Below are 25,118 nucleotides of genomic sequence, written 5' to 3' on the forward strand. Positions count from 1 at the left end.
GAAAAGGAATACCGGAAATTAAAATCGCCGCAAAAATACTGAAAAATGGTGGCTAAACTGTCCGCTGTGCTCTACTTCGCATCGAATAAGCTCCACTTTGCCACAGGAATGCTGTAGAATGACTTCTACCGCTAGTTATTCTACGAATGAATATCGTTACAAATTGATTTTGTGTCAATGGTTACCCTTTCCGGGCCAAAGTTATTAACAACTGCTTGGGAACAATAACCAATGCTTAAATCGTTACAACTAACGTTAATTAACCAAAACCCTATTATTATGAAAACTAATTTTTCTATTCCGGCTCTCGTCGCTGCGCTCCTCTTTTGCGGCCTCTCTTTTGGCCTTCAGGCACAAGACAGCCCATACGAAGGTATTTCTCCTGTACCTGTCGAAGAAGTAATCACTCCTTCTTATTTGCCTACCACCGAAATCAGCTTTACTGAAACTACTTTTGATTTTGGGACGATTGAAGAAGGTACCGTAGTTACTCACGTATTCACGTTTACCAATGCCGGAAACGAGCCCCTTATTTTAACGAGTGTCAAAGGAAGTTGTGGCTGTACCGTACCACAATGGCCACGCGAGCCACTTGCTCCGGGCGAAACTGCCTCAATTACGGTAGAGTTTAACTCTAAAGCCAAAAGCGGAAAACGCAACCAAAGGGTCACAATTACTTCCAATACGGATCCTCCCCAAAGATTTATCTACCTCACTGGCGAAATTGCCCCTAAATCAGAACTTGATTTTACCATTTCTCCGCTTACCGACGAAAAAGAAGTGGAAGATATTCTGATAGAAGAAGTTCCTGAAGTAGAGGCCATCGATCCCGATTGCTTTGCAATCTACCCCAACCCTACTGCCGAACTGCTCCGCCTCGACATGGAGGGCAATCTCGGCAACGCTGCCACCGTCAGCATCTTGTCCAAAACGGGCCAGCTCATGGCAGAGCGTAAAATCGACCGCGTAGAAGGCACCATCGAATTCCAGGTAGGCCACTACCCTGCTGGGCTGTATATTGCACACGTTCAGGTCGAAGGTAAGCAAATGGAACCTCGCTGTTTTGTGGTAGTTGATTAGCACACACAAAATAAGTAAAGAGATACGGGCCACTACGTGTCTCTTAGGTATAAGGTAGAGAGACAAAGTTATCGATGTCTCTCTACCCTCTACTCAAAAAGTGGCGATAGAATCGCCACGCATCTTTCTACAACTCGCCCCAAAGCTCAGCAGTCGTGTAAGGGCCTCCTTCTACTTCCCAAAACTTTCCATCGACATAACGACGATCACGGTTGATCGCTTCTATTTGCTTCATCTCGTCAGTGGTTAACTGGAGGTCGGCAGCGGCAAGATTTTCCTGCAATCGTTTCGGGTTCACTGATTTCGGAATAACCGAAATACCGCGATGGATCGACCAGCTTATCAGTATTTGAGCTGGGCTTGCTTTTTTCTTTTCTGCCATTGCGCTAATCTCGGCATCCTCCAATAAAATGGGTTCATCCTCCGCCTTCATGCCTGCTGGGCGGTCAGACGACCCTAGCGGCGAGTAAGCTGTCAGGTGGATGCCCTTGCTTTTACAAAACGCGACCAATTTGGGTTGTTGCAGGTAAGGGTGCAGCTCGACCTGATTCATTTCCGGAACAACAGTCCCTCCTTCTATCAATTCGGTCAGCTGCTTGGCATTGAAGTTACTGACGCCAATGTGACGAGCCAGGCCCTGTTCTTTGGCCTGTTCCATACCCTTCCAGGTATCGGTCAGCGGCACCTCTTCCAGTGTGCGAAAATCTGCAGCAATACGAGCTCCGGGCTTATCTGTTTGGTTGGCAACTGGCCAATGGATCAGGTATAAATCCAGGTAATCAAGTCCCAGGTCAGAGAGGGTCTTTTTCAGTGCAGGAAGTACATTTTCCTCTCCGTGAGCATTGTTCCACAACTTGGAGGTAATCCATAATTCTTCTCTGGAGACAATGCCTTCGTCTATCGCTTCCTCAATGGCTTTGCCTACTCCTTCTTCATTGCCATAAACAGCTGCACAATCAATGTGGCGGTACCCGATACGGATCGCTTCTTTTACAGCAGTATAAACTTCGTTAGGAGCAGACTTCCAGGTCCCGAGACCGAGGATGGGCATTTCGTCTTCATTGGCGAAAGTGAGGTGTTGCATAAATTGATAGTCGTTTAAATTTTGAATACTATTACAACACAGCAACTAGAACGGAGGTTCTATTGGTGCTTTGATGTGCGGTTGATTGCAGCTAAAAATGTGCCTTTTCCGTCAGGCAAGCGTTATCTTAGTAAGAATTAGAGCTTGTTTACAAAATCCTATTACTATGCGCCATTTACTTCTTACACTATCTTTTCTGGTTCTCCTGCTGCCTTTGGGGGCACAAGACACCCCGCAGCCAAGCGACTCAAATACCGCAAAAGGGGTAATGACCTTTGCGGAAACCACTTTCGACTTTGGTACCATTACCGAAGGAAAGTCGGTTGTCCATGACTTCACGTTTACCAATACCGGCAACGCCCACATTCGTATAAACGCTGCGCAAAGCAGTTGTGGGTGTGCGGTACCGCAATGGCCCCGTGAGCCTATTGCCCCAGGTGAAACGGGAACCATAACGATCACTTTTTACAGCATGAATAAACCAGGCTACCAGGAACACCGATTGCATTTGCTCACCGAATACACCTGGCCTGCCGAGCATTTTCTTTACCTGGTCGGAAACGTTGAGCCCCGGGGCGGATACCCTGAGGTTGCTCCTATTCCTCCGCCCCAACCCGCATCACCGGCTGGGCCTATCACAGAAATGACTTTCGGGGAGATGACTTTCGACTTTGGTACCATCACCGAGGGGGAAGTGGTTGCTCATACCTATACGTTCACCAACACGGGCGATGAACCCCTCGTTCTTAGTAATGCAAAAGGCAGTTGTGGGTGTACCATCCCAGCCTGGCCCCAGGAGCCCATTGCCCCCGGGGAAACCGCTTCTATGACGGTAGAGTTCAACAGCAAGGGTAAGACCGGCCAGCGCAATCAAAAGGTTACCATCACCGCCAACACTAATCCGGTACAAACTTTCATCTACCTGACCGGCCGAATAATGCCGCGCGATGCCAGCCTCGAGATGCCTACGCTCTTAGAAGCTGACGAAACACCAGCAGCACCCACTGTCACTAAGCCTGACCCTAATTGTGTGACCCTCTACCCCAACCCGACCACCGACCAGCTTCAATTGAAAATGGGCGATCAGGCAGGGCAACCCGCTACTTTCGCTCTATACAACTACAGCGGCCAATTGATGGCCCGACGTGAACTGGAAGCCGTAGAGGCCGTCGTCAGTTTTGATGTGCGCCACTACCCTGCTGGCAACTACGTGATTCAGCTACAGGTAGGCAAACGCCCACCGGAGACGCAGTGTTTTGTGGTAAAAAAATAGCCAGCGTACTCCACCTAAAAAGGCCGTCCTCCCTGTGGAGAACGGCCTTATCTGAAGGAGTCATTTGGTTGTCTGGAGTAATAGAATCACCGCAGCTACGTGTTATTCACAATCTACATCCCGCTGCTCGGTATCCCAGCAGTGCCATTCGTTGTCATTGAAACGTTGAGGATGCCTGACTTGGCCATTGCCAGCGGGCTCACTCCATCTGATTTCCAGAAAATTATTGGGAGGGCCCTGCACATCAAAAGCACGATTAAATTCGGCAGCACTATCTACGCGGTATTCCAGGTACTGACCATTAGCAGGATCGGCAGGAATAACGTTCGTGAAACGGAGTGTACCGTCTTCGGGCAACAAACCGTCTTGATAATCCATACGTAGGTAAGGCTCCGGATTAGCTGGGTTCCTGTTAAGAATAAAAGAACCTTCGGTATTGCCTGAGGCAGTTACACCAGTGTACCAGACAAAATCGGAAAAACCACCTACCTGAGATACCGTCATGGTCCACGCTACTTCTTGGGTATTGTTGATATATTGTCCGGTAAGGGAAACGTCGTAGAAATGTCCACCTAAATTCTGGGGGCCCTGATACTGGTAAACCCACTGGAAAGTTAAGTTGCCGATATAAGTAGCTTCTGCGTTAAACGCGTGGGCAAATGCGGTGGTTGGCACGACCATATTAAGATAAACTACAGTGTTCCAGCCCACCAAACTGAGGGCAGCGTGAGCCCAATTCCAGTAGGTCACCCCACCACCCGTTTGGGCCGTCGTATCGGTATCCGTTTCTCTGACCTCAGAGATCGGCATCGTAAACATATCTGCCGGTGGAAGTTCGGGTGCGACCAGGTTCTGGATTTCTTCCTCTTGTGGTTCTTTTTCACAAGATTGGATGAAAGCTAAAGTAGTGAGCAGGGTAAAAAACAAAAAGAGATTTTTCATAATTGGTATTTAAGGTCTTTACTAATTGACGTTTTATTTGCGTCTTACACCCTTAATACCCTGGCCAATTGTTTTACCCTTAGTCGGAAATTGCTTTTTTTTGAAAAAAATTACTCCAGCAGTTCTCACTTTGACTTTTTCTAGCCGCAGAGGTACTGAGACACGGAGGTTTTTATTAGATATTCCCTGAAAACACTCTGAGTCTCAATACCTCTGCGGCAAACTGCTCTGCAAAGCAAAAACTACTGTAGTTACTCCGCAATAACGGTCTGCCGTAAAACCGAACAAGTACTAAAAAATCCCAGACCACCATTACTGATGTTCGTTGGTGGGTTTTCCGAAGTGCTGTAAAAAAAGCTACTGTTCCAGTCGGTTTCAATCGCCCGGCCGCGTAAATAAACCGCAAACTCATCGTTCAAACCATATTTAACAACACTCACCTTACTCCCTTTGGGAAAACCAACCACTTCCCGTGAGGGTAAAACGAATTGACTGACATGTACCTCACTAAAAGTATAGAAAAACAACTTGGCCCGATTAGGCTCAATGGGGCTGAGATGTGTCCAATCCATCGTTACTTCATACATCGACTGCTGACCAACCGTGTAGGGAGGGATAAAATCTCCGAGCCGAAGGCTGTCGGTCCCTTGAAAAGGAACAAAGACAATTGTTGGAATCGGCGTCACACTGGCCAATTCGCTGCTAGCCTCATACGAGGCGCCTTCCCAATTGACCCTTAGGTTATAAACCAGATGATCAACAACAGCAAAAGGAGCCTGGCTGCGGTACAGCCCTGGCGTAAGTGGATCTGTTGCAAAAGGATAAACCACGCCATTGGCCTCAACGGATACGATCGCATTTTCAACGGCAGGCGGTACGCCGTTGAGTTCGGTATAACTTTGGGATAAGCGGATTTCCTGAATGGTATCCTCATTGGTTAATATGGCCTCAACGACTAGCTTGGGTTCCTCCAGCGTGTCCAATTCCCAATCCCTGGATTTTTCGCAAGATCCTAATAGCATAAGGAAGCCAAACAAGCTTACCACATATTTCTTTAAAAAGCCCATAAGCTATAGTTTGAATTTGTAGGTAAGTGATGGAAAGAAACGCACCAGATCTATCTGGCTGGGGCTAAGCTGCTGATCAGACAGTACATTCGCTCCTATCTTCGGGCCGTAACCGTCCGTCAAGAGTTTGTTGAACTTCACGGCAAAGACATTTTTGTGCGCCAGGGCATTATAGATTGAAAAGACCAAGCTGTGCTGGTATTTATTGTCGGGTTTTCGATTCAACGTAAATTGCCAGGAGACATCTAAACGATGGTAGGTCGGCAACCGATCATTGTTGCGTTCTCCGTAGATGGGTACCCTTTGCTCATTGAAGGTGTAAAAGCCTGTAGGAGAAGTAAAAGTGGAACCGCTTTGAGATACCCAATTGGCCGTGAAAAGTATTCGTTTCTTGAGTTGGTAATTCAAAACAAGGGAAAAGTCGTGGGGGCGATCCTGAAAAGCACGATAGGTTAATCCATCGTTGATGCCTTCTGTTTCGCGGAACACCCTGGAATAGGTATAGCTGATCCAGCCATTAAGGCGGCCAAAGTCTCGTTTAAACAAAAGCTCCAGACCGTAAGACTGTGCGGTACCAAAACGCAACTCTCCCTCTAGCAAGGGATTGAGATAAGGCGTAGAATAAGGTTCGTAATCAATCTGGTTTTTGAATTTCTTGTAGTAGGCTGCTGCGCTGATTTCCATGTTGGCCGCTGGGAAATACTTAAGATAATTGATCGCCCACTGAGAAGCAAATTGGGGAGCAATATTAGGGCTGGCTGGCAACCATACCTCAAAGGCTGTAAATGGGGAAACAGTGTTGGAAATCAGTTGCAAATACTGGTGATAAGTACCAAAACTTAACTTTAACTGTGAAGTACTGTCCAGACTGTACTGCAAGCTCAGGCGTGGATCAGCATTGACAAAAGAATTGTAAATACCTGCTGTTACATTGATGGTGTCATTTACATTGTAGTTTTCATCAAAACCAAAGTAGGTTTTAGGGCCAAGGTTGCTCCATATCGTCACGCGGGCTCCCGTGTTGAGTTTCAACTTATCAGTCAATCGGTGGCTAGCCTGGTAGTAGAAAGCCGTCTTTCGGGAATAGTTGTTCGTAATTTCGGGCAGGAGATCTACCGTAGGATCGAAACTTATACTGCCAGGGTTATTGAAATAAGCCTGCATTTCCAAACCGAAATTAGCCGTGTTATTGGTGTTGCTATAGTAAGTAAAGTCCGTCTTGAAACTGATCATACTGAGCTGTGATTGCCAGTAGTTGGGAGGAACCTGAAGTTTGTAGGCATAATTCCCAGTGTAGAAAGTCGTATTGGCAAATAAGCGGGAATTAAAGATATGATTCCAACGGAAGGTGCTCGCCAGATTGCCCCAACGCACGCCCGATAGTGGGCCTGCCCTGTTTTCGAACACGTCGCCACTCTGGATAACCGTAAAAAACAAGCGATTATTTTCGTTGACCTTGTAGTTCCATTTGAATTGAAAATCCTGAAAATACAGATCAACGTTTTCGGCATTATTCTTATAAAGCCATTCGTAATTTGAACGGCGAAGCGATAAAAAAACAGAACTCCGTTCTTTTACCAGGGGTATTTCTAAAGACAGGCGATTGACAAAAGAATTTAAAGCTCCACTGAATCCCCATTTGTTCAAGTTTCCGTCTTTGGTACGGATACTGACGATAGCTGATAGGCGATCCCCCATCGAAGCGGGCACATCACTTTTGTAGACTTGGATCTCTTTCGTAAAATCCGGGATAACCAGCGAATAAAAACCCAACATGTGGGATGGGTTGAAGATGGGGGCATCATCAATAATAACCAGGTTTTGATCGCGTTCTCCACCTCTGGTATAAAAGAAGGAAGAACCATCACTGTGCATTTTAATTCCCGGTAAAGTTTGCAGTCCTTTGACCAAGCCTGATTCACCTGCAAATTCGGGTAGGTTGTTTAACTCCTCAGGGCGAAGAGATAGCGTACCCAGCTGTTTCTTGTTTTGGATATCTTCCAGCGGCGGACGAACGATAACCGCGGGCAAGCCAATTGCCGCAGGTGGCAGCAACAGGTTCTTTTTGAGGTTCTGATCCAGCGTGATCTTGGTTTGAGTATCCTCATAGCCGAGGTAGGAACTTTTGATCGTATAATCCCCTTCTTCGAGTGTGAGTGCGTAATAGCCAAATTCATTGGTAAAAACACCCCGCCCCGTACCATTGACGGATACCGTAGCACTGATCAGGTTTTCGCCCGATGACTGATCAGCGAGGAACCCACTCAGGGTAAAATACTTCGGTGGTTCTACTTTTTTTTCGAAGTTCAGTATAATTTGTCCTTCTACCATCGTGTAGGCTACCTGAATCTTTTCACTCAGCAGATTCAAGGTTTCTTCCAGGTTAGCTTTCCTTATCTTAAAGGAGACAATCACATCACTATCTACCACCAATGAATTATACGTAAAGTCGGCACCGGATTGGCGAGTGATTTCTGCTAAGAGATCACCTACTTTGATCGCATTCTCTCGAATCGTAATTACCGAGGAATTAAGCGCGCCCTGACCGAAAAGGGAGGCGCTTAGTACCAGTAAGGCGATGATGGACAGGGTGTTTCGCATAAGGTTTAAGGGGTGATGTTTGTAGGAAAAATACCTCGTTCCGCTAGCTAATGGGTTATTTTACCACATACACACAAAGGTTCAAAAAAGGATGTGTCTATGTGATGAAATAAATCCCCAACAGGCTCCTATTCTCGATTACACTTTCCTGTCAGCACAATATCATCTCCCTGCTGCGCGGATTGGATACCAAAAGAAGATTCCAGTATCCGTAGCACTGCTGACAGCGACTTGTTTTTGAAAGTAGAGGTCAACGGACAGACTTTCAATGCTTCCTCTCCAATGACAATGTTGGTATTAAAATAGCGGCTTAACGCAAAAACTGCCGTTTCCATTGGCGTAGCTTCAAATACCAATTCGCCGGATTTTAGCGCTAAATAATGCTCGTCCTCATTAGTTTGTTTAATCAGGTCGTTGGTGTTTTTATCATAAACAGCCTGCTCGTCTCTGTTCAGAATCACCTCCTGATCGCCTGCCCGAACAGCTACCTGTCCAGATTCTACGATCACCTGGATGGCTGACTGACTCACCCGACTATCCACATAAAAAGAAGTGCCTAACACCTCGACCTCGACGTTTTGGGTTTCGATGACAAACGGAGCGGCTTCATCTCTGGCTACATCAAAAAAAGCATCACCAGTGAGCTGAACTTCCCGTTCGCCTGCTCCATTCTCGGCTAAAAAACGGATAGAAGAAGACTTGTTTAAAGTCACCCGCGTACCATCCGAAAGATCGTAAGGCATCGTGACCGTCGTGGTCTCCGCAAAAAACGGTTGTGGTATTTGAAAATGACGGTAGACAAAAGCAGCACTAACGATCAGTACCACCACCGCTGCCGCTATTTTCAGCCAACGGCTACGGCTTTGGCGCGTGGGTAGTTGCCGTACATTAGCCTCAGGGAAGAGTTGCCTCGCCGTGCTATTCCACATGGCATCCACGTTTGCCTCCTGCTGGTTTTGCATACCACTCAGCATCCACGCTTTCTTAAAGGCAATGAACTGCTTTTTATTGACAGGATCGGCCAGCACCCATTGCTCGAGTTCTGCCTGTTCGGCAGCATCGGTATTTCCACTCAGGTAACGAGACATGAGGTCGGAAAAATAGTCGTGCTGGTCTTGCTTTTCCATATCACTTTTAATACACCCCAGGGCCGGAATACCCTTAGTGCTTGTTTGTAATTATTTTAAATGTTCCATAAATAGCAGGAATAAGAAGAAATAATCCTGCAAGCGTTCGCGCAAATGTTTCATGGCTTTGCTCATGTGCGCTTCCACCGTTTTTTGCGAAACGCCCAATTCTTCCGCAATCTCCCGGTACTTCATTGCTTGAAACCTGCTCATCTCAAATACCTGTCGGCATTTGGGAGGGAGTTCACTCAAGGCTTCTTCGACGCGATTTTGCAATTCTTCTTCGGCAAAGTGATCTTCTTCCCCCACCAGGTCAAAATCGCCACAGTCCAGGTCCAAAATTTGGCTACGGTATTTCTTGTTATCCCGAATGTGGTTGATACAACGATTCCTGACCGCCGTAAAGAGGTAAGATTTCACGGATTGCTGCGGGTCGATATTCGCCCGGTTTTCCCATAGGCTGATAAATACCTTCTGGCAAATTTCTTGAGCAGTATCCAATCCATCCACGTACTGCAAAGCATAATTACACAAGTAAGTAAAGTGTGACCGAAACAATTGCTCAAATTGCTCGCGATCAAAAGCGGGGTATGTGTTAGAGGGTGACATTTGCACTGCTAAGGTAAAAAAGGAAAGCTATATCCGGCACTAAGTAGTTTGGTAAAAAGCCCCAAAGTGATGTTTCAAAGGTTATTCTGGCTTGAACGGAGAAAGCAGGATTCACCCTATTAAGCAATTCTATAGTCCTCCTAGGCAGGATTTGTGAGAATATGGCGCCGCTATTTTTGCGACTCGCAAGGCGAAAAACGTAGGCATAACCGGAGTTACGGCGAGGCTTTTTAACGTAGCGAGGCGAAAAAAGAGCAAGTTAGAAATCACAAATCCTGCCTAGGAGGACTATAAATACAGTAAAGCCAAAAAATAGGTTATTTTTACAGCTATATGGTTCCTTCTTCTACAATAGCAAAACTGGTTGTCCAACATGAACTCTTTCGCGGTTTCCCGAAGGAGGTCATAAACCTGGTGATTAACCAAAGTAAGATTAGGCAGTTGCATGCTGGAGAAGTCCTCATCCATTCCGGCACTACCAATCATTCCCTATTTCTGGTGCTCGACGGAGAACTCAAGGTTATCATACAAAAAGCAAATACCCAGGTCGCTATCCCGATTAAGCCCGGTGAGTGCCTCGGGGAGATGTCTTTGGTGGAGGAACGCCCCACCTCGGCCACAGCCGTCTGCCATCTCGATAGCCAGGTGTTGGTCATTTCGGAAGATGTCTTCTGGACCCATTTGGCGATAAGCCGACAAGGCGTGAAAAACCTGATGGGCATCATGGCCGAACGCTTGCACCGAAACAACCAGGCCCTGATAAAAGAAATGGAGGAGCAGCTCAAGTACAAGCAGCTCGAAAAAGATTTCCAGACGGCCGGGAATATCCAAGCGAATATCGTCCCGAACGGGGCTCATCTCTTCCCTCAGCGACCCGAAATTGAAGTGTACGCCCGTACGCAGCAAGCCCGTGCCGTAGGTGGCGATTTTTACGATGCCATAGCACTCGACCAAGATCGTATCTACCTCGCCATCGGAGACGCCACCGGAAAAGGAATGCCTGCGGCGTTGTTCATGATGCGTGCTTTTACCTCACTTCGCTTTTTGGTCAGCAATTGTTCTGATTTATCAGAAGTACTCCCAGCTCTCAACAAAACCCTTCTAAAAAAGAACGACGACATGATGTTCGTCAGCCTCTGGGTAGGAGTGCTTGACCTAAAGACCAGTGTGCTCACCTACGTCAACGGTGGCCATCATCCGCCTTTCGCTGCTTTAAGAGGTGGCACGTTTCAACCATTAGAGGTACCAAACGGACCGATTGTTGGTGTGGTGGAAGAAGCCCAATTCGAAGTAGCCACCATGCAAATAACACCCGGCGACACCTTCTTTTTATACACCGACGGATTGCCGGAAGCCTATAACATGAACAATGTGGCTTTCGAAGCGGATCGCATCAAAGCATCCTTGAATAGCTTAAAAGACCCCACTATGCAATCTCTGATATGCGATTTAGAAACGGAGGTAGCTAATTTCGTCGATGGTGCTCCTACGCACGATGATCTGACGATGTTGGCTTTTCGGTATGTGGGGGAAGACAGCGTAGAAAAAGGAAAGTAGAAAATTTTAAGGAAGGTGGTTATCCCCCTATTTCACTACCACCTAAAAACACAAAAGCCCCGAAGCAAATGCTTCGAGGCTTAATTGTTGGCGGTCCGGACGGGACTTGAACCCGCGACCCCATGCGTGACAGGCATGTATTCTAACCAACTGAACTACCGGACCATATTTTTTCGCCGTTATAACTGAACTCATTCGTTCGACAGCGGTGCAAATTTAAGACGCTTTTTCCTACCATGCAATACCTAAGCGAAAAAAAATTACTTTTTTTCTTTCTACACATTCTCTCTTCGGCACAAAAACACTGATAATGAACACCTTAACTAATATAACTTTTTTCTCATTTTCTCATTTATCCTTTTGTACTACCTTTGCGGAGCAAATAAGAAGTTCTGATGGGGAAACTATGCTTTACCCAAGAACTGTAAAACGTCTACTATATGGTATTCCTGGAATTTGAGAAGCCTTTAGAGAAATTATACGAGCAGCTGGAAAAAATCCAGCAAGTAGCAGAAGAAGGAGATTTGGACATGTCTGATTCCATCAAGGAACTGGAAAACAAAATCCGTGCTACCCGCAAAGAAATTTATAGCAACCTCACTGGTTGGGAACGGGTACAACTATCCCGCCATCCGGAACGCCCCTATACCTTGTATTACATCAGGGAAATGAGCCGCAAGTTTGTTGAGCTGCACGGCGATCGTAATTTCAAAGACGACAAAGCCATTGTAGGGGGTATTGCCAACCTCGACGGACAGACTGTCGTGATCATCGGGCACCAGAAAGGCGTAAATACCAAAATGCGCCAATACCGCAACTTCGGTATGGCCAACCCCGAGGGTTACCGCAAAGCATTGCGCTTGATGAAACTAGCCGAACGCTTCAACTATCCAGTAGTTTGCTTGATAGATACCCCCGGAGCCTATCCAGGCATCGAGGCGGAAGAAAGAGGCCAGTCTGAAGCTATTGCCCGCAACCTCATCGAGATGGCTCAGTTAAAAGTACCCATTGTCTGTGCAGTTATCGGCGAAGGTGCCAGTGGAGGGGCCATCGGTATAGGCCTGGGTGACCGGGTATTCATGCTCGAAAACACCTGGTACTCGGTTATTTCTCCAGAATCCTGTTCTTCGATCCTATGGCGCAGCTGGGATTACAAGGAACAAGCGGCCGAGGCATTGAAGCTTACCGCTGAAGATATGCTCTCTTTCGGCATTATTGACGATATCATCAAGGAACCTACAGGCGGCGCGCACGCTAATCCTGAGGAAATGTCTAAAATACTTAAGCGCCAGCTGAAAAAAGCCATTGCCGAACTACAGGAAATGGATACAGAAGAACGGATTGAAGCCCGAATCAATAAATATGCTAACATTGGCGTTTACGATGTGGTGACGGAATAAACAACTTCCATTCACGACTTGTTTCTGTATCTATGGGAATTATTGATCGCATCAAAGAACGGTTTTACCTAAAGTCCTTACCTGCTAAAATAGCACGTAACAAGGGCCGGGTACCTCGTAATGTTGAAGAAGCCAAAACCATCGGCATCCTCTTCGATGCTACCGATATAGACTATCGCAAAAAGACCCTCGCCTACGCCGACAAACTGCGCAAGCAGGGCAAAAAAGTCAGCACCCTAGGTTTTATCGCTACCGCCGACAAAGAGGCTACCTTCTCTTTCGATTTCTTTACGCTTCGCCAGATCGACTGGGCCCAACGCCCCAACGGCGACGCCATCACTCACTGGCTCAGCCATGATCTAGAGGTTCTTATTTGCCTCTTTCCTCAGTCCTCCAAGTTTACCGAATACCTAGCGCTCCATACCCGTGCAGGGCTAAAAATCGGGCCCGTAGCAACCAATGCCTCCTGCTACGACCTCATGCTAGACATGCCTGCCCAAAGTACGCCTCAGCAGATCATCCAACAGTATGAACAGGTGCTTGCCAAGACGATACCGCAGCCGGTTTAGGTGTAAGGGTTTTATCGGTGTAAGGGTGTAAAAGTTAGATAAAATTGGATCAAAAAGTCTCTCCCAAGAAGTCAGAAGGTAATTGATGCCGCTAGGATAATCAAATAACCTTTACACCCTTACACCTACCCAACCTTTACACCTTGTTTTACACCGTGACTACAACTGTACATGCAAATGATCATCATGTCGCACCGCAGCGCAACCGTGGTAGCGAATCTGTCCATAGTCACTTAGCCCCCAACGGGTCTTCAGATGAGGTTCCAGAAATAGTTTACCGATTCCTTTACGGCGGGCAAATGCACGGACGAGCTGGCGAGTTGGCTGTTCGGCTAAAACGTGTTTCTTCCCAAGAAAAGGCTTAGCCAACCGTGGCAAAATACTATACTGCCAGTAACCCTTGTTTGCACAAGCTGCAGGTTGATCAGCCTCTCCTGCAAGTGGACCTGCGCAACGCCCATACCCTAAAAAACCAGGCGCATTACTCGTGAGGATTTCTCCTTTTTTATAAAAGAAAGCCAGATCAATCTTCTCACCATCATCATGACTGCGATGTGGAAGCAAAGGGAATCCATCGAAAAACGGGAAGTTAGCATCCAGGTAAGTGACGACTGCCCCTGGGGTTTCTTTCGCCAGCGATTGCGCAACAGCGACAACTTCTGACTTCAAAGCTGGTTTCACATAATGCCGATTGGCCAACACCGTAAAAATATGCTGTGCCTGCAAAGGAACCTCCTCCGTCGCCCGATACGGCAACGGCACCCGCCCATCTAATCGAGCAAAAAACGGAACAGCCAACCAAACCAACAGGTACAACCCAGGAAAATAAGCCCAGCCCCAGCGCGCATTGGGTCGCAAACGTTTCCACAGCAAACTGCCTATATACACCACTCCACCAACCTGAGTGGCTACAGTAAGGCCAATAAACAATAGAATATGCCCCAAGAATTTTAATAGCTTCATGTCTTAGTATTGCGTAGAAAATAAAAATGTGCCCGTAGGGATGTACGGCAAAATCAGAAATATTTTCCGCACCCCGCACCCCGCACTACGCACGCACGCCGCACCACCTACAACAACTTCGTCATTCTCACCATCCCCCGATATTCCTCATGCATTCGCGAAAAGCTCAGGCGTAGAGTACCAGTTACCCGATACCCCATTTTTTCATAAAAACCCTGAGCTGCCTCTTGAGTATCCATTGCCTCCAACCACACTAGTGCTTTGCCCAGGTGGCGGGCTTCAGCATCCGTTGCCGCCATCAATTGCCGGCCTACACCTTGGCCATGCACACTTGGATGCAGATAAATACGATGTAGCTTCAGTCCTACTTTGTCCGGATAATCAATACAGGGCTTGTGCCGTCGCCAGCGCAAAATACCTACGGGATTGCCCTCCCAATGCACGATCCAATAAGGAGCTTCTATTTCGGCCAGATCCTTTAACACGGCTTCCACACAGTACGTTTCGCGCAGGTACCATTCCCCACCATCGACCCACATGTGCGCATATACAGGAGTGTAGCAAGCTTGCATGAGGGGTAAAATCGCGGCAGCATTGTCTTCTGTCACGGGTTCAAGTGACAAAGAAGGAGATAGTATCCTGTTTTCTTTTTCCATACTTCACATTAGTCTAGATTACTCATAGTTTCTCTCCCCCAGCGTCATACATTTGCCGCCAATTGAACGCTGCTGGCCCTGGGCCTTGTGCATCCAACAACTCCAATTTCTCGGCAGCTTCTTCCGGAGTGGGCGCATGACCTGCCGGCACCCACCAGAGCACCAGATGAGGCTTCTCCATCCGCTCAAACCACTGCTTGCCGTTGCGTACAAAATAGCTATGAGCGGTGTGGTATACAAATTGCCGCAACTGGTCAATGCTCTCCCATACCGACATATTAATGATCACCATATCGTCCGTAAATGGCGTTTCAATACTGGTAGCAGAAGTGCCCTCTTCATCTTTCAGGCGCCACACAAAACCGGGGTGCTTTTCGGCCAATTCGTTGATCGGCCCCAAAAAGTGAACGAATTCAGCCAACAAAGGGCTGTCCAAAGGTTCCTTCATTTGGGCAACATTGACTTGGGCCAGGTACATTCTTTCAATTTTCATTTCAGTACTTTTTAAAACAAAAACACATAGACACAGAAGTTAAACAGGAAACTCTCTATATCAACAAACCTAACAACCTACCCTGCCCAATGGATCGCCCCACCAACGGCTGCCCGCCTTGCTCCCGTTACCGTAGGAATCAAGTTGGGTTGTTGCTGCCAACGTAGGGCACCCGCCAGCGCCATGAGCGCCGCTTCTTTGAAGGCGATGATATCAGAACCAGCAATCTCTAGTTGCACAGGCAGAATGGCAGCGGCGATACACTCACACAAGAAAGCATTGAAGCCTCCTCCGCCAGCCACCAGAAGCTCTTGCTGATCCGTAAGTGTCAGTTGCTCGTTCTCTGCGACCTGCCGCAAACTGGCAGCAATTTGTCCGGCCATGTGGTGACAATACGTATGCAGGCGATCCTCCAAGGCATATTCCGTATTCTGAAAGAGTGGCAACAGCTGCTCACGCACCCAATCGTTGCCCAAGGACTTGGGAGGCAATTGCGCATGAAATGGCAGTGCGTCCGCAGCTTTCTTCAACACAGGAATCAACTGCCCGGTGCGAGCCAGCTGCCCATTTTCGTCGTAGTCTTTGCCGATTTCTTGCATCATGGCATCCAATACCTGATTGGCACCACCTACGTCGAAAGCAACATAACCACGGTCTGTTTTGATGCTGATATTACTGATCCCTCCAAGATTGAGACAGGCAAAATAGCGAGAAAAAAAATACTGATCCGCCAGTGGTGCCAAAGGAGCTCCTTGCCCTCCCAGTGCCATATCTTGGGTACGAAATTGATCGATCACAGGTACATTTAATACCCCCGCAATAGCAGCACCATCACCTATTTGGGTTGTTGTTTGCTGATCGGGGTAATGAAAGACAGTATGCCCATGGCTGGCCACAAAATCGACTTTCTCCGGTAATTCATCAAGGAAAGTTCTCAGGATCTGACCATAATACAAGCCCAGCTCGGTATGCAACAACCACAACTCACGACCACTCAGCTCAGGGGCATTACGCAGTCGCTGCTGCCAGCTTTCATCATAAGGAATGGTCACGCCCCGATGGAGTGTCCACCGAAGCAGTTGAGCAGGATCATCCTCCGCAAATTGGAAGGTACACCAGGCCAAGTCGGCCCCGTCTAAAGAAGAGCCCGACATGAGGCCCACCACCGAAAATGTAGACATAACAGAATTTGTTTTATGTTAAAAACCGGTGGTCTAATGTTTGTTCTTGTTCTTTATCTTTCAGGAGCCTCCCCGCCCTTTGGGACGGGGCGCTACGCTTCGTAGCTCACTCTTCGTTCGGCCCCAGCAAAGCTGGGTCTGGCCCGCCTGCTGCGGCCCACTACTGCGCATCGCTAGGCCATCTCCCTCGTCACTCTGTGATTGCTCCGCCAGGTGCAGTGTTGGATGGGTTCTGAATCCGCTAAAATGCTAGCCAAATCAAAGGGAACGTAAATGTCCTCCTTTGGAGGAGGTGTCCGAAGGACGGAGGAGGAATACCCTTGCGGCTAGGGTTATCCTCCCTCGATCCTGTGGATCGGTCCCTCCAGTGGGACACACTTGTTGCTGCTAGTAGCTAGCACCACCCGCCCCCCGGCCTAGCGATGTGCAGCAGCTGCCCGGCACGGGCAGGCCCAAAGGGCTGAGTGAGTAGCGAACTGCGTAACGTAGCGCCACGTCCCGCAGGGCGGGGAGGCCCCTAACAAGCGACAGCCCCTTTACTCACTTTATGGCTTACCCTTGCAGTACCAAGTACCTCAAAAATTACTTTTTCAATTCCAAGGTATACGCTGCTACCGCAGCTATTTCATCGGCATCCAGCAGATTCTCGAATGGCGTCATAGCACCCCGGCCTTTGGTAATCACAACGATGCGCTCGTCAACGGGAAGCTCGCTGGTCGTAAGATTGAAAGCACCACTAGCGCCCATGTCGCCGTAAAGGCCATGGCAGGTCACACAATATTGCTTATATATCTTTTTGCCATCAACTTGAGGCGTAGCCGTGGTAGCCTCCTGAGCGCCACTTGTTTCGTTAGCCGAATCAGAACCGCCGCAAGCATAAATAAACGTAGCAATCAATAAAAACACCAATGTATGTTTCATATTAAGGAGTATTTTTAGTTATTATTCTGTTTGTAAAAGTACTACACCGCCGAGTAAATAGGACAGTTTCTCGGCTAAAACCTTTTACTTGTCCAAAAATCAAACCTCTTTGTAGGAATAAACTGTTACCTTGTATAGATAATAAAAGCTAAGTTAAATTTATGAGTGATCAACGATACAAAACCAGCCAAGGTAAACTGATAAGTGCTGCGGTGATTGGTTTTCTAGTACTAATGCTACTGGTGATTTTTTCCAGTGCGACCTTCCTGACTATTGATGCCGGAGAGCGCGGCGTACTTTTCCGTCGTTTTGACGGAGGTATTGATAAGTCTATAGTATACACACCGGGCTTTCACGTATTGGCTCCCTGGAATACCATGTACGTTTACGATGTGCGTGAAAAGCAAATTGAAGAAAAGATCGATGCCCTTTCGAACAATGGTCTTAACATAGCCTTGGACGTAACGGTGCGGGTAAACCCCAAGTACGACAAAATTGGCGTATTGCACGAGAAGTTCGGTAAAGACTACGCCAACACGCTAGTGCGCCCCGAAGTGCGATCGGCAGTGCGGGAAGCCATCGGTAAGTTTACGCCCGAAGAGCTGTACTCTACCCGACGTGATGAAGTACAAACACTGATTCAGACCGAGCTAGAAAAATCACTAGGTCTCAACAATATTGACCTGCAAGCTACCCTGATCCGTGATATTGAACTGCCTGTAAAAGTACGTTCAGCTATTGAGGATAAGCTAGAGGCAGAACAGTCGTCGCTGAAATACGAGTTTATCCTAACCAAAGAGCGCCAGGAAGCCGAACGCCGCATCATTGAAGCAGAAGCCAAGGCGCGTGCCAACCAGATTCTGAACGCCAGTTTGAGTGCCAATATCCTACGGGATAAAGGTATTGAAGCTACGCTGGAACTGGCCAACTCGCCCAATAGCAAGGTCATCATCGTAGGTGGTGATGGTTCAGGTGGGTTGCCACTTATTTTGGGAGGGAATTAAGAGGTCGGAAATCGGAAATCGGAGGTCGGAAGTAATGTGATACACGTGAACGATGTGAATACTTTCCTGAGTTTTACAAAAGTCGAAGACAAGAAGGAGACAATCCTCTAGTTTTATCAAATACTTCCGACTTCCCACCTCCGTATTCCGACTTTGAAAAATGCGCGATTAGGCTATGCCCTTTTCGCGCATTTTTTTTTAAAAACCATTGTCGAACCATCGTATTTGTGCCACGTTGATGGTCTTGTGAAAAGTTATCCACACAAAAACAGGCTTATTAACACTGCTCGTTGGCAAATCTCGCCTTCTGTTTCCTGAAAAGATCGTAGTTTTGTATGCTATGGCAGAACCATTCAAAAATAAACAGAAAAGACGTACAGCGGGCGCTGGAAAACAAGGCGGAGACGACCTCTCTAGCTACGTTTTTGGCAAGGTCCCCCCTCAAGCTACTCCACTGGAAGAAGCCATTCTTGGTGCTATCCTACTGGAAAAGGATGCCTTGACACAAGTATTGGATGTGTTGCAACACGATGCCTTCTACGTGGATGCGCACCAGATGATCTACAGTGCTTTTCTACGACTTTTTGAACGTTCTCAGCCGATTGATTTGCTGACAGTGATGGAGGAACTGAAGAAAGGAGGGGAACTGGAAGCCATTGGTGGCCCTGCTTATCTTGCAGAACTGTCGAACAAAGTAGCTTCGGCGGCTAACATTGAATACCACGCACGGATTGTAGCGCAAAAGTTTATCCAGCGTGAATTGATTCGGATTTCTACTAAAACCATCAACGACGCTTTTGAGGATACCACCGATGTTTTCGATCTCTTGGACGATGCAGAGACCAACCTCTTTAAAATCGCCGAACGCAATATGGGCCGGAGTGTCGACCGCATGGGTGCCTTGGCCAGCAAGCTCCTCAAGCAGATTGAAGAGCTCAAAGACACCGAAGATGGATTAACGGGTGTACCTACCGGCTTCACCGATTTGGACCGCCTGACGAGTGGTTTTCAGAAGTCTGATTTGATCATTTTGGCGGCGCGGCCAGGAATGGGAAAGTGCCTTGGAAAAGGCACGCCTGTACTCATGTACGACGGCAGTATCAAGGCCGTAGAAGATATTCAGGTAGGAGACCTACTGATGGGTGATGATTCTACTCCGCGAACGGTCTTAACCCTAGCCCGTGGACGGGAGCGGATGTACTGGGTGCGACAGAATAAAAGCATGGACTACCGCGTCAACGAAAGCCATATCCTCTCGCTCAAAAAAAGCCGCCAGGAAGGACGAGGAGAAAAAGGATCCGTACTGGATATTGAAGTGCGTGATTATTTGAGTCGGTCTCAAAAATTTAAAACTAACTATAAAGGCTATAAAGTAGCGGTTGATTTTGCCAAACGTAAGTTGCCCCTACCTCCCTATTTCTTAGGACTTTGGCTAGGTGACGGTTCTTCGAGTAAAAGTAGTATCACTAATCAAGATGAAGAAATTGTAACATACCTGGGAAATTACGCAGACCAGTTAGGTATGCGTCTTCATGTATACGAAGGAGAAGGAAAGTGCCCGGAGTATCGCATCAGTAACGATGTTGGGCCAAGCAGCTACTCCCTCCAAGGGCAGCTACGAGAGATGGGCCTATTGAACAACAAGCATATCCCACAAGACTATCTCATCAACTCAAGAGAAAATCGTCTAAAATTATTAGCGGGCCTCATCGACAGTGATGGTCACTACCTGGAGCAGTCCAATGGCTTTGAGATCACCCAGAAAAGCAAAGCGCTAACGCAACAGATCAAATTCCTCTGTGATTCTTTAGGGTATCGTGTAAGCATGAAAGCTAAAGAAGCCCGTATTACGTCGATTGATTACACCAGTACAGTATATCGTCTACGGATTTATGGCAACATCGATGAAGTCCCTTGCAAGGTAAAACGCAAACAGGCCAATCCGTGGAAAAGTCTGGTCGACTGGCAGGTTACCGGTATCCAACTGGAAGATGATGGTATTGATGATTATTACGGTTTTGAAATCGATGGTAATCGTCGTTTCCTATTGGGTGACATGACTGTCACACACAATACTGCACTTACCCTATCCATCGCCAAAAACGCCGCCTTAGACTTCAATAAAGGGGTGGCAATTTTCAGTTTGGAGATGTCGAGTCTGCAGCTCGCTCAGCGGATTATTTCCATGGAAGCAGAGATTCCCGGCAGCAAGCTGCGTAATGGCCAACTAGAAGAATACGAGTGGCAACAACTGCATACTGCCATCGAAAAAGTAGCAGATGCACCCATTTTCATCGACGATACGCCCGGTATCAACAGTTTTGAGCTACGAGCCAAATGTCGCCGTTTGAAAATGCAGTATGATATTCAACTCATCATCATTGACTACCTACAGCTGATGAGTGGTGGCGGTGAGAACAAAGGCGGTAACCGAGAGCAGGAGGTAAGTGCTATCTCGCGTGCACTTAAAGGCCTTGCGAAAGAATTGAATGTCCCTGTAATTGCACTTTCTCAGTTGAGTCGTGCGGTAGAGACCCGAGGTGGAGATAAGCGACCGATGCTTAGTGATTTACGTGAATCGGGATCGATTGAGCAGGATGCGGATATGGTAATGTTTATCTATCGCCCAGAGTACTACCAAATCCTTGAGGATGAAGAAGGCCAATCGCTGAAAGGCGTAGCCGATTTGATCGTTGCCAAAAACAGAGCGGGTGCGCTTACGGATGTCCGTATGCGATTTACCGGCGAGTTTGCCCGTTTCTCTAATATGGACGACCCCGACTTTGGGGATTTACCAGGCGATACCTTCGAAAGTCCTTTCAACAACATTATCACCAAGCCGTCGAAGATGAACGATGGGGAGGACATTCCTTTTTAGCGCGTGTCTGTAACCTTTTCGGCCTAAACGTTACTATAGTAATAAAGACACGAATAAGATGGCAAATACAACCGCAAAATCGGCCTTTCTACAGTGGTATGAGCCACATCACCAAAAGTTGGTACGCTACTGTAGCAGCAAGGCTTTCGGTGTAATGTCGGCAGAAGACTTGGCACAAGAGGCTATACTTGCTACCCTCGCGAATTGGGAAAAGATCAAGGATAGGGACAAATTGCTCGGTTACATGATCGGCGTGGTGAATAACCTCGTACGTAACCATCGCCGTCGGGCACCTTTCCGAGGACAGTGGAGTGAGCAGCAGTTAAATGCTTTGGAAAGCCGTCTCGGTGATGCTGCTACCGCACTAGACATTAGTTTCTTGCTCAAAGCCATCGATCAATTGCCTAGCAAACAAGCAGAAGCTCTGCGACTGTTTGAGATCAGTGGTTTTAAAATAAAAGAAATTGCTGCCTTACAGCAAAGCAGCGAAGGGGCTGTAAAAACCAGCTTGAGCAGAGCTCGCCAACAACTACGTAAAACACTGGCAGAAGACGGTCGCCGCCTCAGTGTCAGTGAGCGCCTCCATATTTACACCTCCATATTACTTTAGTAAGCTGTCTAAACACCTCTAAACATGAACGAACAATCCTCCAATTCAAAAATAGAACAGCAGCTCAAAGTATTCAAAGGTATTCTAGACCCTATTCCTTTTGAGGACGTAATCTCTTGGGTTTATCGGGCTCCCGAGCCACAGGCGCTGAAGTGGTGGCAGCGGTGGTGGAAGGGTTGATGGTTGATGGTTGATGGTTGATGGTCAAGCTATGTAGAAGGGTCGCGCTACTACTTCTATTTTTTTAACAATTATTTCATTCAATTAGGCACAGAAAGCATGCTCTTTCTGAAGGGGTTTCCTATGCCTCAAAATCAGTACAATATGAATTACGGAAAAGAATTTCAAAATTTCGCGGTTGGTCATCTCGGGATGAGTAGCATGCACTTAGATGCATACTTTAATGCAACCAACCCGCAACTGAAAGCTACTATCTCCCCTACCGTGATTGAGGAACGTTCCTTAAACATGGTACAAATGGACGTCTTCAGCCGATTGATGATGGATCGGATTATTTTCCTGGGCGTACCTGTAAGTGACTATGTAGCCAATGTCATTCAGGCCCAGCTATTATTCCTGCACAGCACGGATGCCCGACGCGATATACAAATGTACATCAATAGCCCTGGGGGCTCCGTCACCGCTGGTCTGGGTATTTATGACACCATGCAATATGTGGGGCCAGACATCGCTACCATCTGCACCAGTGTTTCGGCCAGCATGTCGGCAGTCCTTCTAGCTGCGGGAGCCAAAGGAAAAAGATCTGGACTACCTCATAGCCGCGTGATGATCCACCAACCCAGCGGAGGGATGCAGGGCCAAGTGTCCGACATGGAGATTAGCTACCACCTGATCAAGAGAATGCAAAAGGAACTCTATCGCATACTCAGTGAGCATACGGGCCAGAGCTATGAGCAAATAGCATCAGATAGCGATCGCGACCGCTGGATGTCAGCGGCGGATGCAGTAACCTACGGAATATTAGATGAAGTTCTTTAAGAGAGGACGCTAATCCTCGTCTTCGTCGTAATCTTCGTCATCATCTTCGTTCAAACCGAAAAGATCAATCTCTTCGTCATCATCTTCGTCTAATAAATAGACTTGTTTCGGTTTGTATTTCTGTTTACCAACTGGTTGGAGCTTGGTGCGCCGGCGTTGATCATTAGAATTGGCCCCAGAAGCATTATTTTCTGGTCGACCCTGACGTTGCTTGTCTAACTGTTTCATTATTAGCAATGATTACAAAAGCGTTTTATCAAGACAAGTGTACAAGAAAAATTGATACGGCGAAAGGGGTAAGGCAAAAAAAGTAGAAAAAAACCTAAAAAATCAAGCTACTTCATGCCCCTTGGCTGCTTCTAACAAAGCAAACCAATCTTGGTCTGTCAGTTGGAGGTCAAGCGCCTGCACGGCAGCTGTCATTCGAGACTGTCGGGCGGTACCCAGTACTGGTAAAATTCCCGCAGGGTGATGCAGCAACCAGGCCAGCAATAATACATCAGCACCCGGGTTGCCATATTTATGGCCAATGTCATCCAGCTTATCGGCAACCCGGGAGGCGGTTTCATCGTCGCGATTGAAGAAACCTCCCAGCGGTGACCAAGCCATCGGATGTATTCCGAGCTGGAGGCACTGATCGAAAGTACCATCAAAGAACGGGGCGGTATGCAGTAGGCTTGCCTCTACCTGATTGGTAACCAAAGGAGTAACCTGCCTTAAATATTCAACTTGTGAAGGTGTAAAATTGGAAACGCCAAAATGCCGCACCTTTTCCGTCGCTTTTAGATGAGCAATAGCTTCTGCGACCTCCTCGGCCTGCATCAAGGGACTGGGGCGGTGAATCAACAGCAAGTCTAAATAATCCGTGCGCAGGTTGCGTAAGCTTCGTTCTGCCGAAGCAACGATGTAGTCTTTACCCAGGTCATAGGATTTGACTTGATTTTCAGGGCGCTGTTCACAGACCAGCCTGATCCCACATTTAGAGACCAGTTGCATCTCCTGCCGTCTTTTAGGGCGTAGTGCAAGCGCATTACCAAAAGCTTCCTCTGTGGTATAGTGCCCATAAATATCCGCATGATCAAAAGTGGTTATCCCTAAACCCAGGCAATGATCAATCAGCGCTGACATTTCCTTTACATCAAGATCATGCCCCCAAACACCCCAAGTCATTACGCCTGCTACCAAACGGGAAAAAACAGGGCCAGGGGAAGCTAATCGGATCGGAGCTATCATTTTCTTATTTTTTTTAGTCTAAGATAGACCTTCGGCAAAATCAGTAGAAGGGAGCGGTTCGCTCCGCGTACCTAGAGTAGATGGTATAGGGATAGTGTTACAAAAGGCATTTATTGCCTGCTTTTTGCAGAGGTTCGGAATTAGAAGTCTCTTTACCCTGTGTTTTCCAAAGTCCCTCTACGCTCTACTCAAAGTGGCGATGCCATCGTCCGCGCATCCCTTTACGACTTTCGGCAAAATGCCGAAAGTCAAGCTAAGATATAAAAACACTGTAATTTTTTTTACGTCTGCGAGGCCGTCATCCACTTCTTTTCCTGTGGTGGCTCATAGTCCTTCATTTTCTGCAACAGCCCGTCAATGGATTCATCCACCAATACCATCGCATAATTGCTTTCTCTGAGCAGGCCATTGTCAACCATACTTTGCAGCAACTTGATTAAGTCGTCGTAATAGCCATCGACATTCAAAATACCTATTGGTTTTTGGTGCAAACCCAGCTGTCCCCAGGTAAGCATTTCGAAAAGTTCTTCCAAGGTTCCGAACCCTCCTGGTAACGCAATTACTCCCGAACTCAGTTCGTTCATCCGCTGCTTGCGCTCGTGCATGCTTTCTACCACAATTAGCTCAGTCAGTCCGTCATGTGCAATCTCTTTCCTACCCAGAAAACCGGGTATTACACCTATAACTTTCCCTCCTTCAGCCAGGGCACCATCTGCGACAGCGCCCATTAAACCAACCTGTGCACCTCCGTAAACTAAGGTGATCCCGCTTTGGGCCAGCGTCTTCCCCAAGGAGGTAGCTTGTGTTGCATAAATAGGTTTCCGGCCACTGGAGGAGCCGCAAAAAACAGTAATAGCTTGCATGATAGAAA

24 protein-coding genes and 1 tRNA gene are annotated in these 25,118 nt (G+C 47.4%); 10 read left to right on the forward strand and 15 right to left on the reverse strand.

Annotation, left to right across the window (positions count from 1 at the left end; all coding sequences use genetic code 11):
* Window positions 1-279: 279 nt before the first annotated feature.
* Complete coding sequence (locus A3EU_RS32785; protein ID WP_020536577.1) at window positions 280-1,080, forward strand: DUF1573 domain-containing protein; 801 nt, start codon at window positions 280-282, stop codon at window positions 1,078-1,080.
* A gap of 127 nt (window positions 1,081-1,207) precedes the next feature.
* Here A3EU_RS32785 and A3EU_RS0112840 read toward each other — a convergent pair whose 3' ends face one another.
* Window positions 1,208-2,164, reverse strand: coding sequence for an aldo/keto reductase (locus A3EU_RS0112840; RefSeq protein ID WP_020536578.1), 957 nt, complete (start codon window positions 2,162-2,164; stop codon window positions 1,208-1,210).
* 166 nt (window positions 2,165-2,330) lie between these two features.
* On the opposite strand from A3EU_RS0112840, the gene A3EU_RS33915 reads away from it, so the two are divergent.
* The gene (locus tag A3EU_RS33915) at window positions 2,331-3,437 is read left to right on the forward strand and encodes a DUF1573 domain-containing protein (protein ID WP_020536579.1); all 1,107 of its coding nucleotides are present in this window, start codon (window positions 2,331-2,333) and stop codon (window positions 3,435-3,437) included.
* Window positions 3,438-3,539: 102 nt separating this feature from the next.
* Here the strand turns inward: A3EU_RS33915 and A3EU_RS0112850 are convergent, their stop codons facing one another.
* The 5 genes from A3EU_RS0112850 to A3EU_RS0112870 form a co-directional block, all read right to left on the reverse strand.
* Entirely contained in the window at window positions 3,540-4,379 is an 840-nt protein-coding gene (locus A3EU_RS0112850; protein ID WP_020536580.1) for a hypothetical protein, read from the reverse strand.
* A gap of 251 nt (window positions 4,380-4,630) precedes the next feature.
* Window positions 4,631-5,446, reverse strand: coding sequence for a DUF4249 family protein (locus A3EU_RS0112855; RefSeq protein WP_020536581.1), 816 nt, complete (start codon window positions 5,444-5,446; stop codon window positions 4,631-4,633).
* A 3-nt stretch (window positions 5,447-5,449) separates the two neighbouring features.
* A complete protein-coding gene (locus A3EU_RS0112860; protein WP_020536582.1) occupies window positions 5,450-8,047 on the reverse strand; it encodes a TonB-dependent receptor in 2,598 nt (865 codons plus the stop codon).
* 128 nt (window positions 8,048-8,175) lie between these two features.
* Window positions 8,176-9,174, reverse strand: a complete 999-nt coding sequence (locus A3EU_RS0112865; protein WP_020536583.1) for a FecR domain-containing protein — start codon at window positions 9,172-9,174, stop codon at window positions 8,176-8,178.
* Between the two features lie 51 nt (window positions 9,175-9,225).
* The gene (locus A3EU_RS0112870; RefSeq protein ID WP_020536584.1) at window positions 9,226-9,783 is read right to left on the reverse strand and encodes an RNA polymerase sigma-70 factor; all 558 of its coding nucleotides are present in this window, start codon (window positions 9,781-9,783) and stop codon (window positions 9,226-9,228) included.
* A 333-nt stretch (window positions 9,784-10,116) separates the two neighbouring features.
* On the opposite strand from A3EU_RS0112870, the gene A3EU_RS0112875 reads away from it, so the two are divergent.
* Window positions 10,117-11,340, forward strand: coding sequence for a SpoIIE family protein phosphatase (locus A3EU_RS0112875; RefSeq protein WP_020536585.1), 1,224 nt, complete (start codon window positions 10,117-10,119; stop codon window positions 11,338-11,340).
* Between the two features lie 88 nt (window positions 11,341-11,428).
* Here A3EU_RS0112875 and A3EU_RS0112880 read toward each other — a convergent pair.
* Window positions 11,429-11,505: transfer RNA gene (locus A3EU_RS0112880), tRNA-Asp, on the reverse strand.
* 275 nt (window positions 11,506-11,780) lie between these two features.
* Between A3EU_RS0112880 and A3EU_RS0112885 the strand changes: the two genes are divergently transcribed.
* Together A3EU_RS0112885 and A3EU_RS0112890 are read left to right on the forward strand one after the other, a co-directional pair.
* Window positions 11,781-12,740, forward strand: coding sequence for an acetyl-CoA carboxylase carboxyltransferase subunit alpha (locus A3EU_RS0112885; RefSeq protein ID WP_020536586.1), 960 nt, complete (start codon window positions 11,781-11,783; stop codon window positions 12,738-12,740).
* A gap of 32 nt (window positions 12,741-12,772) precedes the next feature.
* Entirely contained in the window at window positions 12,773-13,309 is a 537-nt protein-coding gene (locus tag A3EU_RS0112890) for a DUF6913 domain-containing protein (protein WP_020536587.1), read from the forward strand.
* 159 nt (window positions 13,310-13,468) lie between these two features.
* On the opposite strand, the gene A3EU_RS0112895 is transcribed toward A3EU_RS0112890, so the two are convergent.
* The 5 genes from A3EU_RS0112895 to A3EU_RS0112915 form a co-directional block, all read right to left on the reverse strand.
* A complete protein-coding gene (locus A3EU_RS0112895) occupies window positions 13,469-14,272 on the reverse strand; it encodes a hypothetical protein (protein WP_020536588.1) in 804 nt (267 codons plus the stop codon).
* Between the two features lie 107 nt (window positions 14,273-14,379).
* On the reverse strand, window positions 14,380-14,928 hold the full coding sequence (locus A3EU_RS30340) for a GNAT family N-acetyltransferase (RefSeq protein ID WP_020536589.1): 549 nt from the start codon (window positions 14,926-14,928) through the stop codon (window positions 14,380-14,382).
* Between the two features lie 22 nt (window positions 14,929-14,950).
* Window positions 14,951-15,421 carry a DUF3291 domain-containing protein gene (locus A3EU_RS0112905; RefSeq protein WP_020536590.1) on the reverse strand — a complete coding sequence of 157 codons (471 nt, stop codon included), beginning with the start codon at window positions 15,419-15,421 and terminating at the stop codon, window positions 14,951-14,953.
* Window positions 15,422-15,498: 77 nt separating this feature from the next.
* Window positions 15,499-16,602 (reverse strand): anhydro-N-acetylmuramic acid kinase, encoded by a 1,104-nt coding sequence (locus A3EU_RS0112910; RefSeq protein ID WP_020536591.1) that lies wholly within the window; start codon window positions 16,600-16,602, stop codon window positions 15,499-15,501.
* A 582-nt stretch (window positions 16,603-17,184) separates the two neighbouring features.
* On the reverse strand, window positions 17,185-17,523 hold the full coding sequence (locus A3EU_RS0112915; protein ID WP_020536592.1) for a c-type cytochrome: 339 nt from the start codon (window positions 17,521-17,523) through the stop codon (window positions 17,185-17,187).
* Between the two features lie 161 nt (window positions 17,524-17,684).
* Here A3EU_RS0112915 and A3EU_RS0112920 point away from each other — a divergent pair, with 161 nt between their 5' ends.
* The 5 genes from A3EU_RS0112920 (at window position 17,685) to A3EU_RS0112940 (ending at window position 23,014) form a co-directional block, all read left to right on the forward strand.
* Window positions 17,685-18,527 (forward strand): prohibitin family protein, encoded by an 843-nt coding sequence (locus A3EU_RS0112920; RefSeq protein ID WP_020536593.1) that lies wholly within the window; start codon window positions 17,685-17,687, stop codon window positions 18,525-18,527.
* Between the two features lie 340 nt (window positions 18,528-18,867).
* Entirely contained in the window at window positions 18,868-21,405 is a 2,538-nt protein-coding gene (gene dnaB, locus A3EU_RS0112925) for a replicative DNA helicase (protein WP_020536594.1), read from the forward strand.
* Window positions 21,406-21,463: 58 nt separating this feature from the next.
* Complete coding sequence (locus tag A3EU_RS0112930) at window positions 21,464-22,015, forward strand: RNA polymerase sigma factor (protein WP_020536595.1); 552 nt, start codon at window positions 21,464-21,466, stop codon at window positions 22,013-22,015.
* A 24-nt stretch (window positions 22,016-22,039) separates the two neighbouring features.
* Window positions 22,040-22,195, forward strand: a complete 156-nt coding sequence (locus A3EU_RS34260; protein WP_020536596.1) for a hypothetical protein — start codon at window positions 22,040-22,042, stop codon at window positions 22,193-22,195.
* A 144-nt stretch (window positions 22,196-22,339) separates the two neighbouring features.
* The gene (locus A3EU_RS0112940) at window positions 22,340-23,014 is read left to right on the forward strand and encodes an ATP-dependent Clp protease proteolytic subunit (protein WP_026211376.1); all 675 of its coding nucleotides are present in this window, start codon (window positions 22,340-22,342) and stop codon (window positions 23,012-23,014) included.
* 9 nt (window positions 23,015-23,023) lie between these two features.
* Here A3EU_RS0112940 and A3EU_RS0112945 read toward each other — a convergent pair whose 3' ends face one another.
* From A3EU_RS0112945 to A3EU_RS0112955, 3 genes are all read right to left on the reverse strand, one after another.
* Window positions 23,024-23,242, reverse strand: a complete 219-nt coding sequence (locus A3EU_RS0112945; protein ID WP_020536598.1) for a hypothetical protein — start codon at window positions 23,240-23,242, stop codon at window positions 23,024-23,026.
* 102 nt (window positions 23,243-23,344) lie between these two features.
* The gene (locus A3EU_RS0112950) at window positions 23,345-24,247 is read right to left on the reverse strand and encodes an aldo/keto reductase (protein WP_020536599.1); all 903 of its coding nucleotides are present in this window, start codon (window positions 24,245-24,247) and stop codon (window positions 23,345-23,347) included.
* A gap of 281 nt (window positions 24,248-24,528) precedes the next feature.
* Entirely contained in the window at window positions 24,529-25,110 is a 582-nt protein-coding gene (locus tag A3EU_RS0112955; protein ID WP_020536600.1) for an LOG family protein, read from the reverse strand.
* Window positions 25,111-25,118: the final 8 nt, after the last annotated feature.

Source organism: Lewinella cohaerens DSM 23179 (assembly GCF_000379805.1).
Lineage (GTDB): Bacteria > Bacteroidota > Bacteroidia > Chitinophagales > Saprospiraceae > Lewinella > Lewinella cohaerens.

Bases quoted from the DNA above. Each gene is read 5' to 3' on its own strand.
- A3EU_RS32785 (WP_020536577.1), top strand. From the start codon at position 280: ATGAAAACTAATTTTTCTATTCCGGCTCTCGTCGCTGCGCTCCTCTTT.
- A3EU_RS0112840 (WP_020536578.1), bottom strand. From the start codon at position 2,164: ATGCAACACCTCACTTTCGCCAATGAAGACGAAATGCCCATCCTCGGT.
- A3EU_RS33915 (WP_020536579.1), top strand. From the start codon at position 2,331: ATGCGCCATTTACTTCTTACACTATCTTTTCTGGTTCTCCTGCTGCCT.
- A3EU_RS0112850 (WP_020536580.1), bottom strand. From the start codon at position 4,379: ATGAAAAATCTCTTTTTGTTTTTTACCCTGCTCACTACTTTAGCTTTC.
- A3EU_RS0112855 (WP_020536581.1), bottom strand. From the start codon at position 5,446: ATGGGCTTTTTAAAGAAATATGTGGTAAGCTTGTTTGGCTTCCTTATG.
- A3EU_RS0112860 (WP_020536582.1), bottom strand. From the start codon at position 8,047: ATGCGAAACACCCTGTCCATCATCGCCTTACTGGTACTAAGCGCCTCC.
- A3EU_RS0112865 (WP_020536583.1), bottom strand. From the start codon at position 9,174: ATGGAAAAGCAAGACCAGCACGACTATTTTTCCGACCTCATGTCTCGT.
- A3EU_RS0112870 (WP_020536584.1), bottom strand. From the start codon at position 9,783: ATGTCACCCTCTAACACATACCCCGCTTTTGATCGCGAGCAATTTGAG.
- A3EU_RS0112875 (WP_020536585.1), top strand. From the start codon at position 10,117: ATGGTTCCTTCTTCTACAATAGCAAAACTGGTTGTCCAACATGAACTC.
- A3EU_RS0112885 (WP_020536586.1), top strand. From the start codon at position 11,781: ATGGTATTCCTGGAATTTGAGAAGCCTTTAGAGAAATTATACGAGCAG.
- A3EU_RS0112890 (WP_020536587.1), top strand. From the start codon at position 12,773: ATGGGAATTATTGATCGCATCAAAGAACGGTTTTACCTAAAGTCCTTA.
- A3EU_RS0112895 (WP_020536588.1), bottom strand. From the start codon at position 14,272: ATGAAGCTATTAAAATTCTTGGGGCATATTCTATTGTTTATTGGCCTT.
- A3EU_RS30340 (WP_020536589.1), bottom strand. From the start codon at position 14,928: ATGGAAAAAGAAAACAGGATACTATCTCCTTCTTTGTCACTTGAACCC.
- A3EU_RS0112905 (WP_020536590.1), bottom strand. From the start codon at position 15,421: ATGAAAATTGAAAGAATGTACCTGGCCCAAGTCAATGTTGCCCAAATG.
- A3EU_RS0112910 (WP_020536591.1), bottom strand. From the start codon at position 16,602: ATGTCTACATTTTCGGTGGTGGGCCTCATGTCGGGCTCTTCTTTAGAC.
- A3EU_RS0112915 (WP_020536592.1), bottom strand. From the start codon at position 17,523: ATGAAACATACATTGGTGTTTTTATTGATTGCTACGTTTATTTATGCT.
- A3EU_RS0112920 (WP_020536593.1), top strand. From the start codon at position 17,685: ATGAGTGATCAACGATACAAAACCAGCCAAGGTAAACTGATAAGTGCT.
- dnaB (WP_020536594.1), top strand. From the start codon at position 18,868: ATGGCAGAACCATTCAAAAATAAACAGAAAAGACGTACAGCGGGCGCT.
- A3EU_RS0112930 (WP_020536595.1), top strand. From the start codon at position 21,464: ATGGCAAATACAACCGCAAAATCGGCCTTTCTACAGTGGTATGAGCCA.
- A3EU_RS34260 (WP_020536596.1), top strand. From the start codon at position 22,040: ATGAACGAACAATCCTCCAATTCAAAAATAGAACAGCAGCTCAAAGTA.
- A3EU_RS0112940 (WP_026211376.1), top strand. From the start codon at position 22,340: ATGAATTACGGAAAAGAATTTCAAAATTTCGCGGTTGGTCATCTCGGG.
- A3EU_RS0112945 (WP_020536598.1), bottom strand. From the start codon at position 23,242: ATGAAACAGTTAGACAAGCAACGTCAGGGTCGACCAGAAAATAATGCT.
- A3EU_RS0112950 (WP_020536599.1), bottom strand. From the start codon at position 24,247: ATGATAGCTCCGATCCGATTAGCTTCCCCTGGCCCTGTTTTTTCCCGT.
- A3EU_RS0112955 (WP_020536600.1), bottom strand. From the start codon at position 25,110: ATGCAAGCTATTACTGTTTTTTGCGGCTCCTCCAGTGGCCGGAAACCT.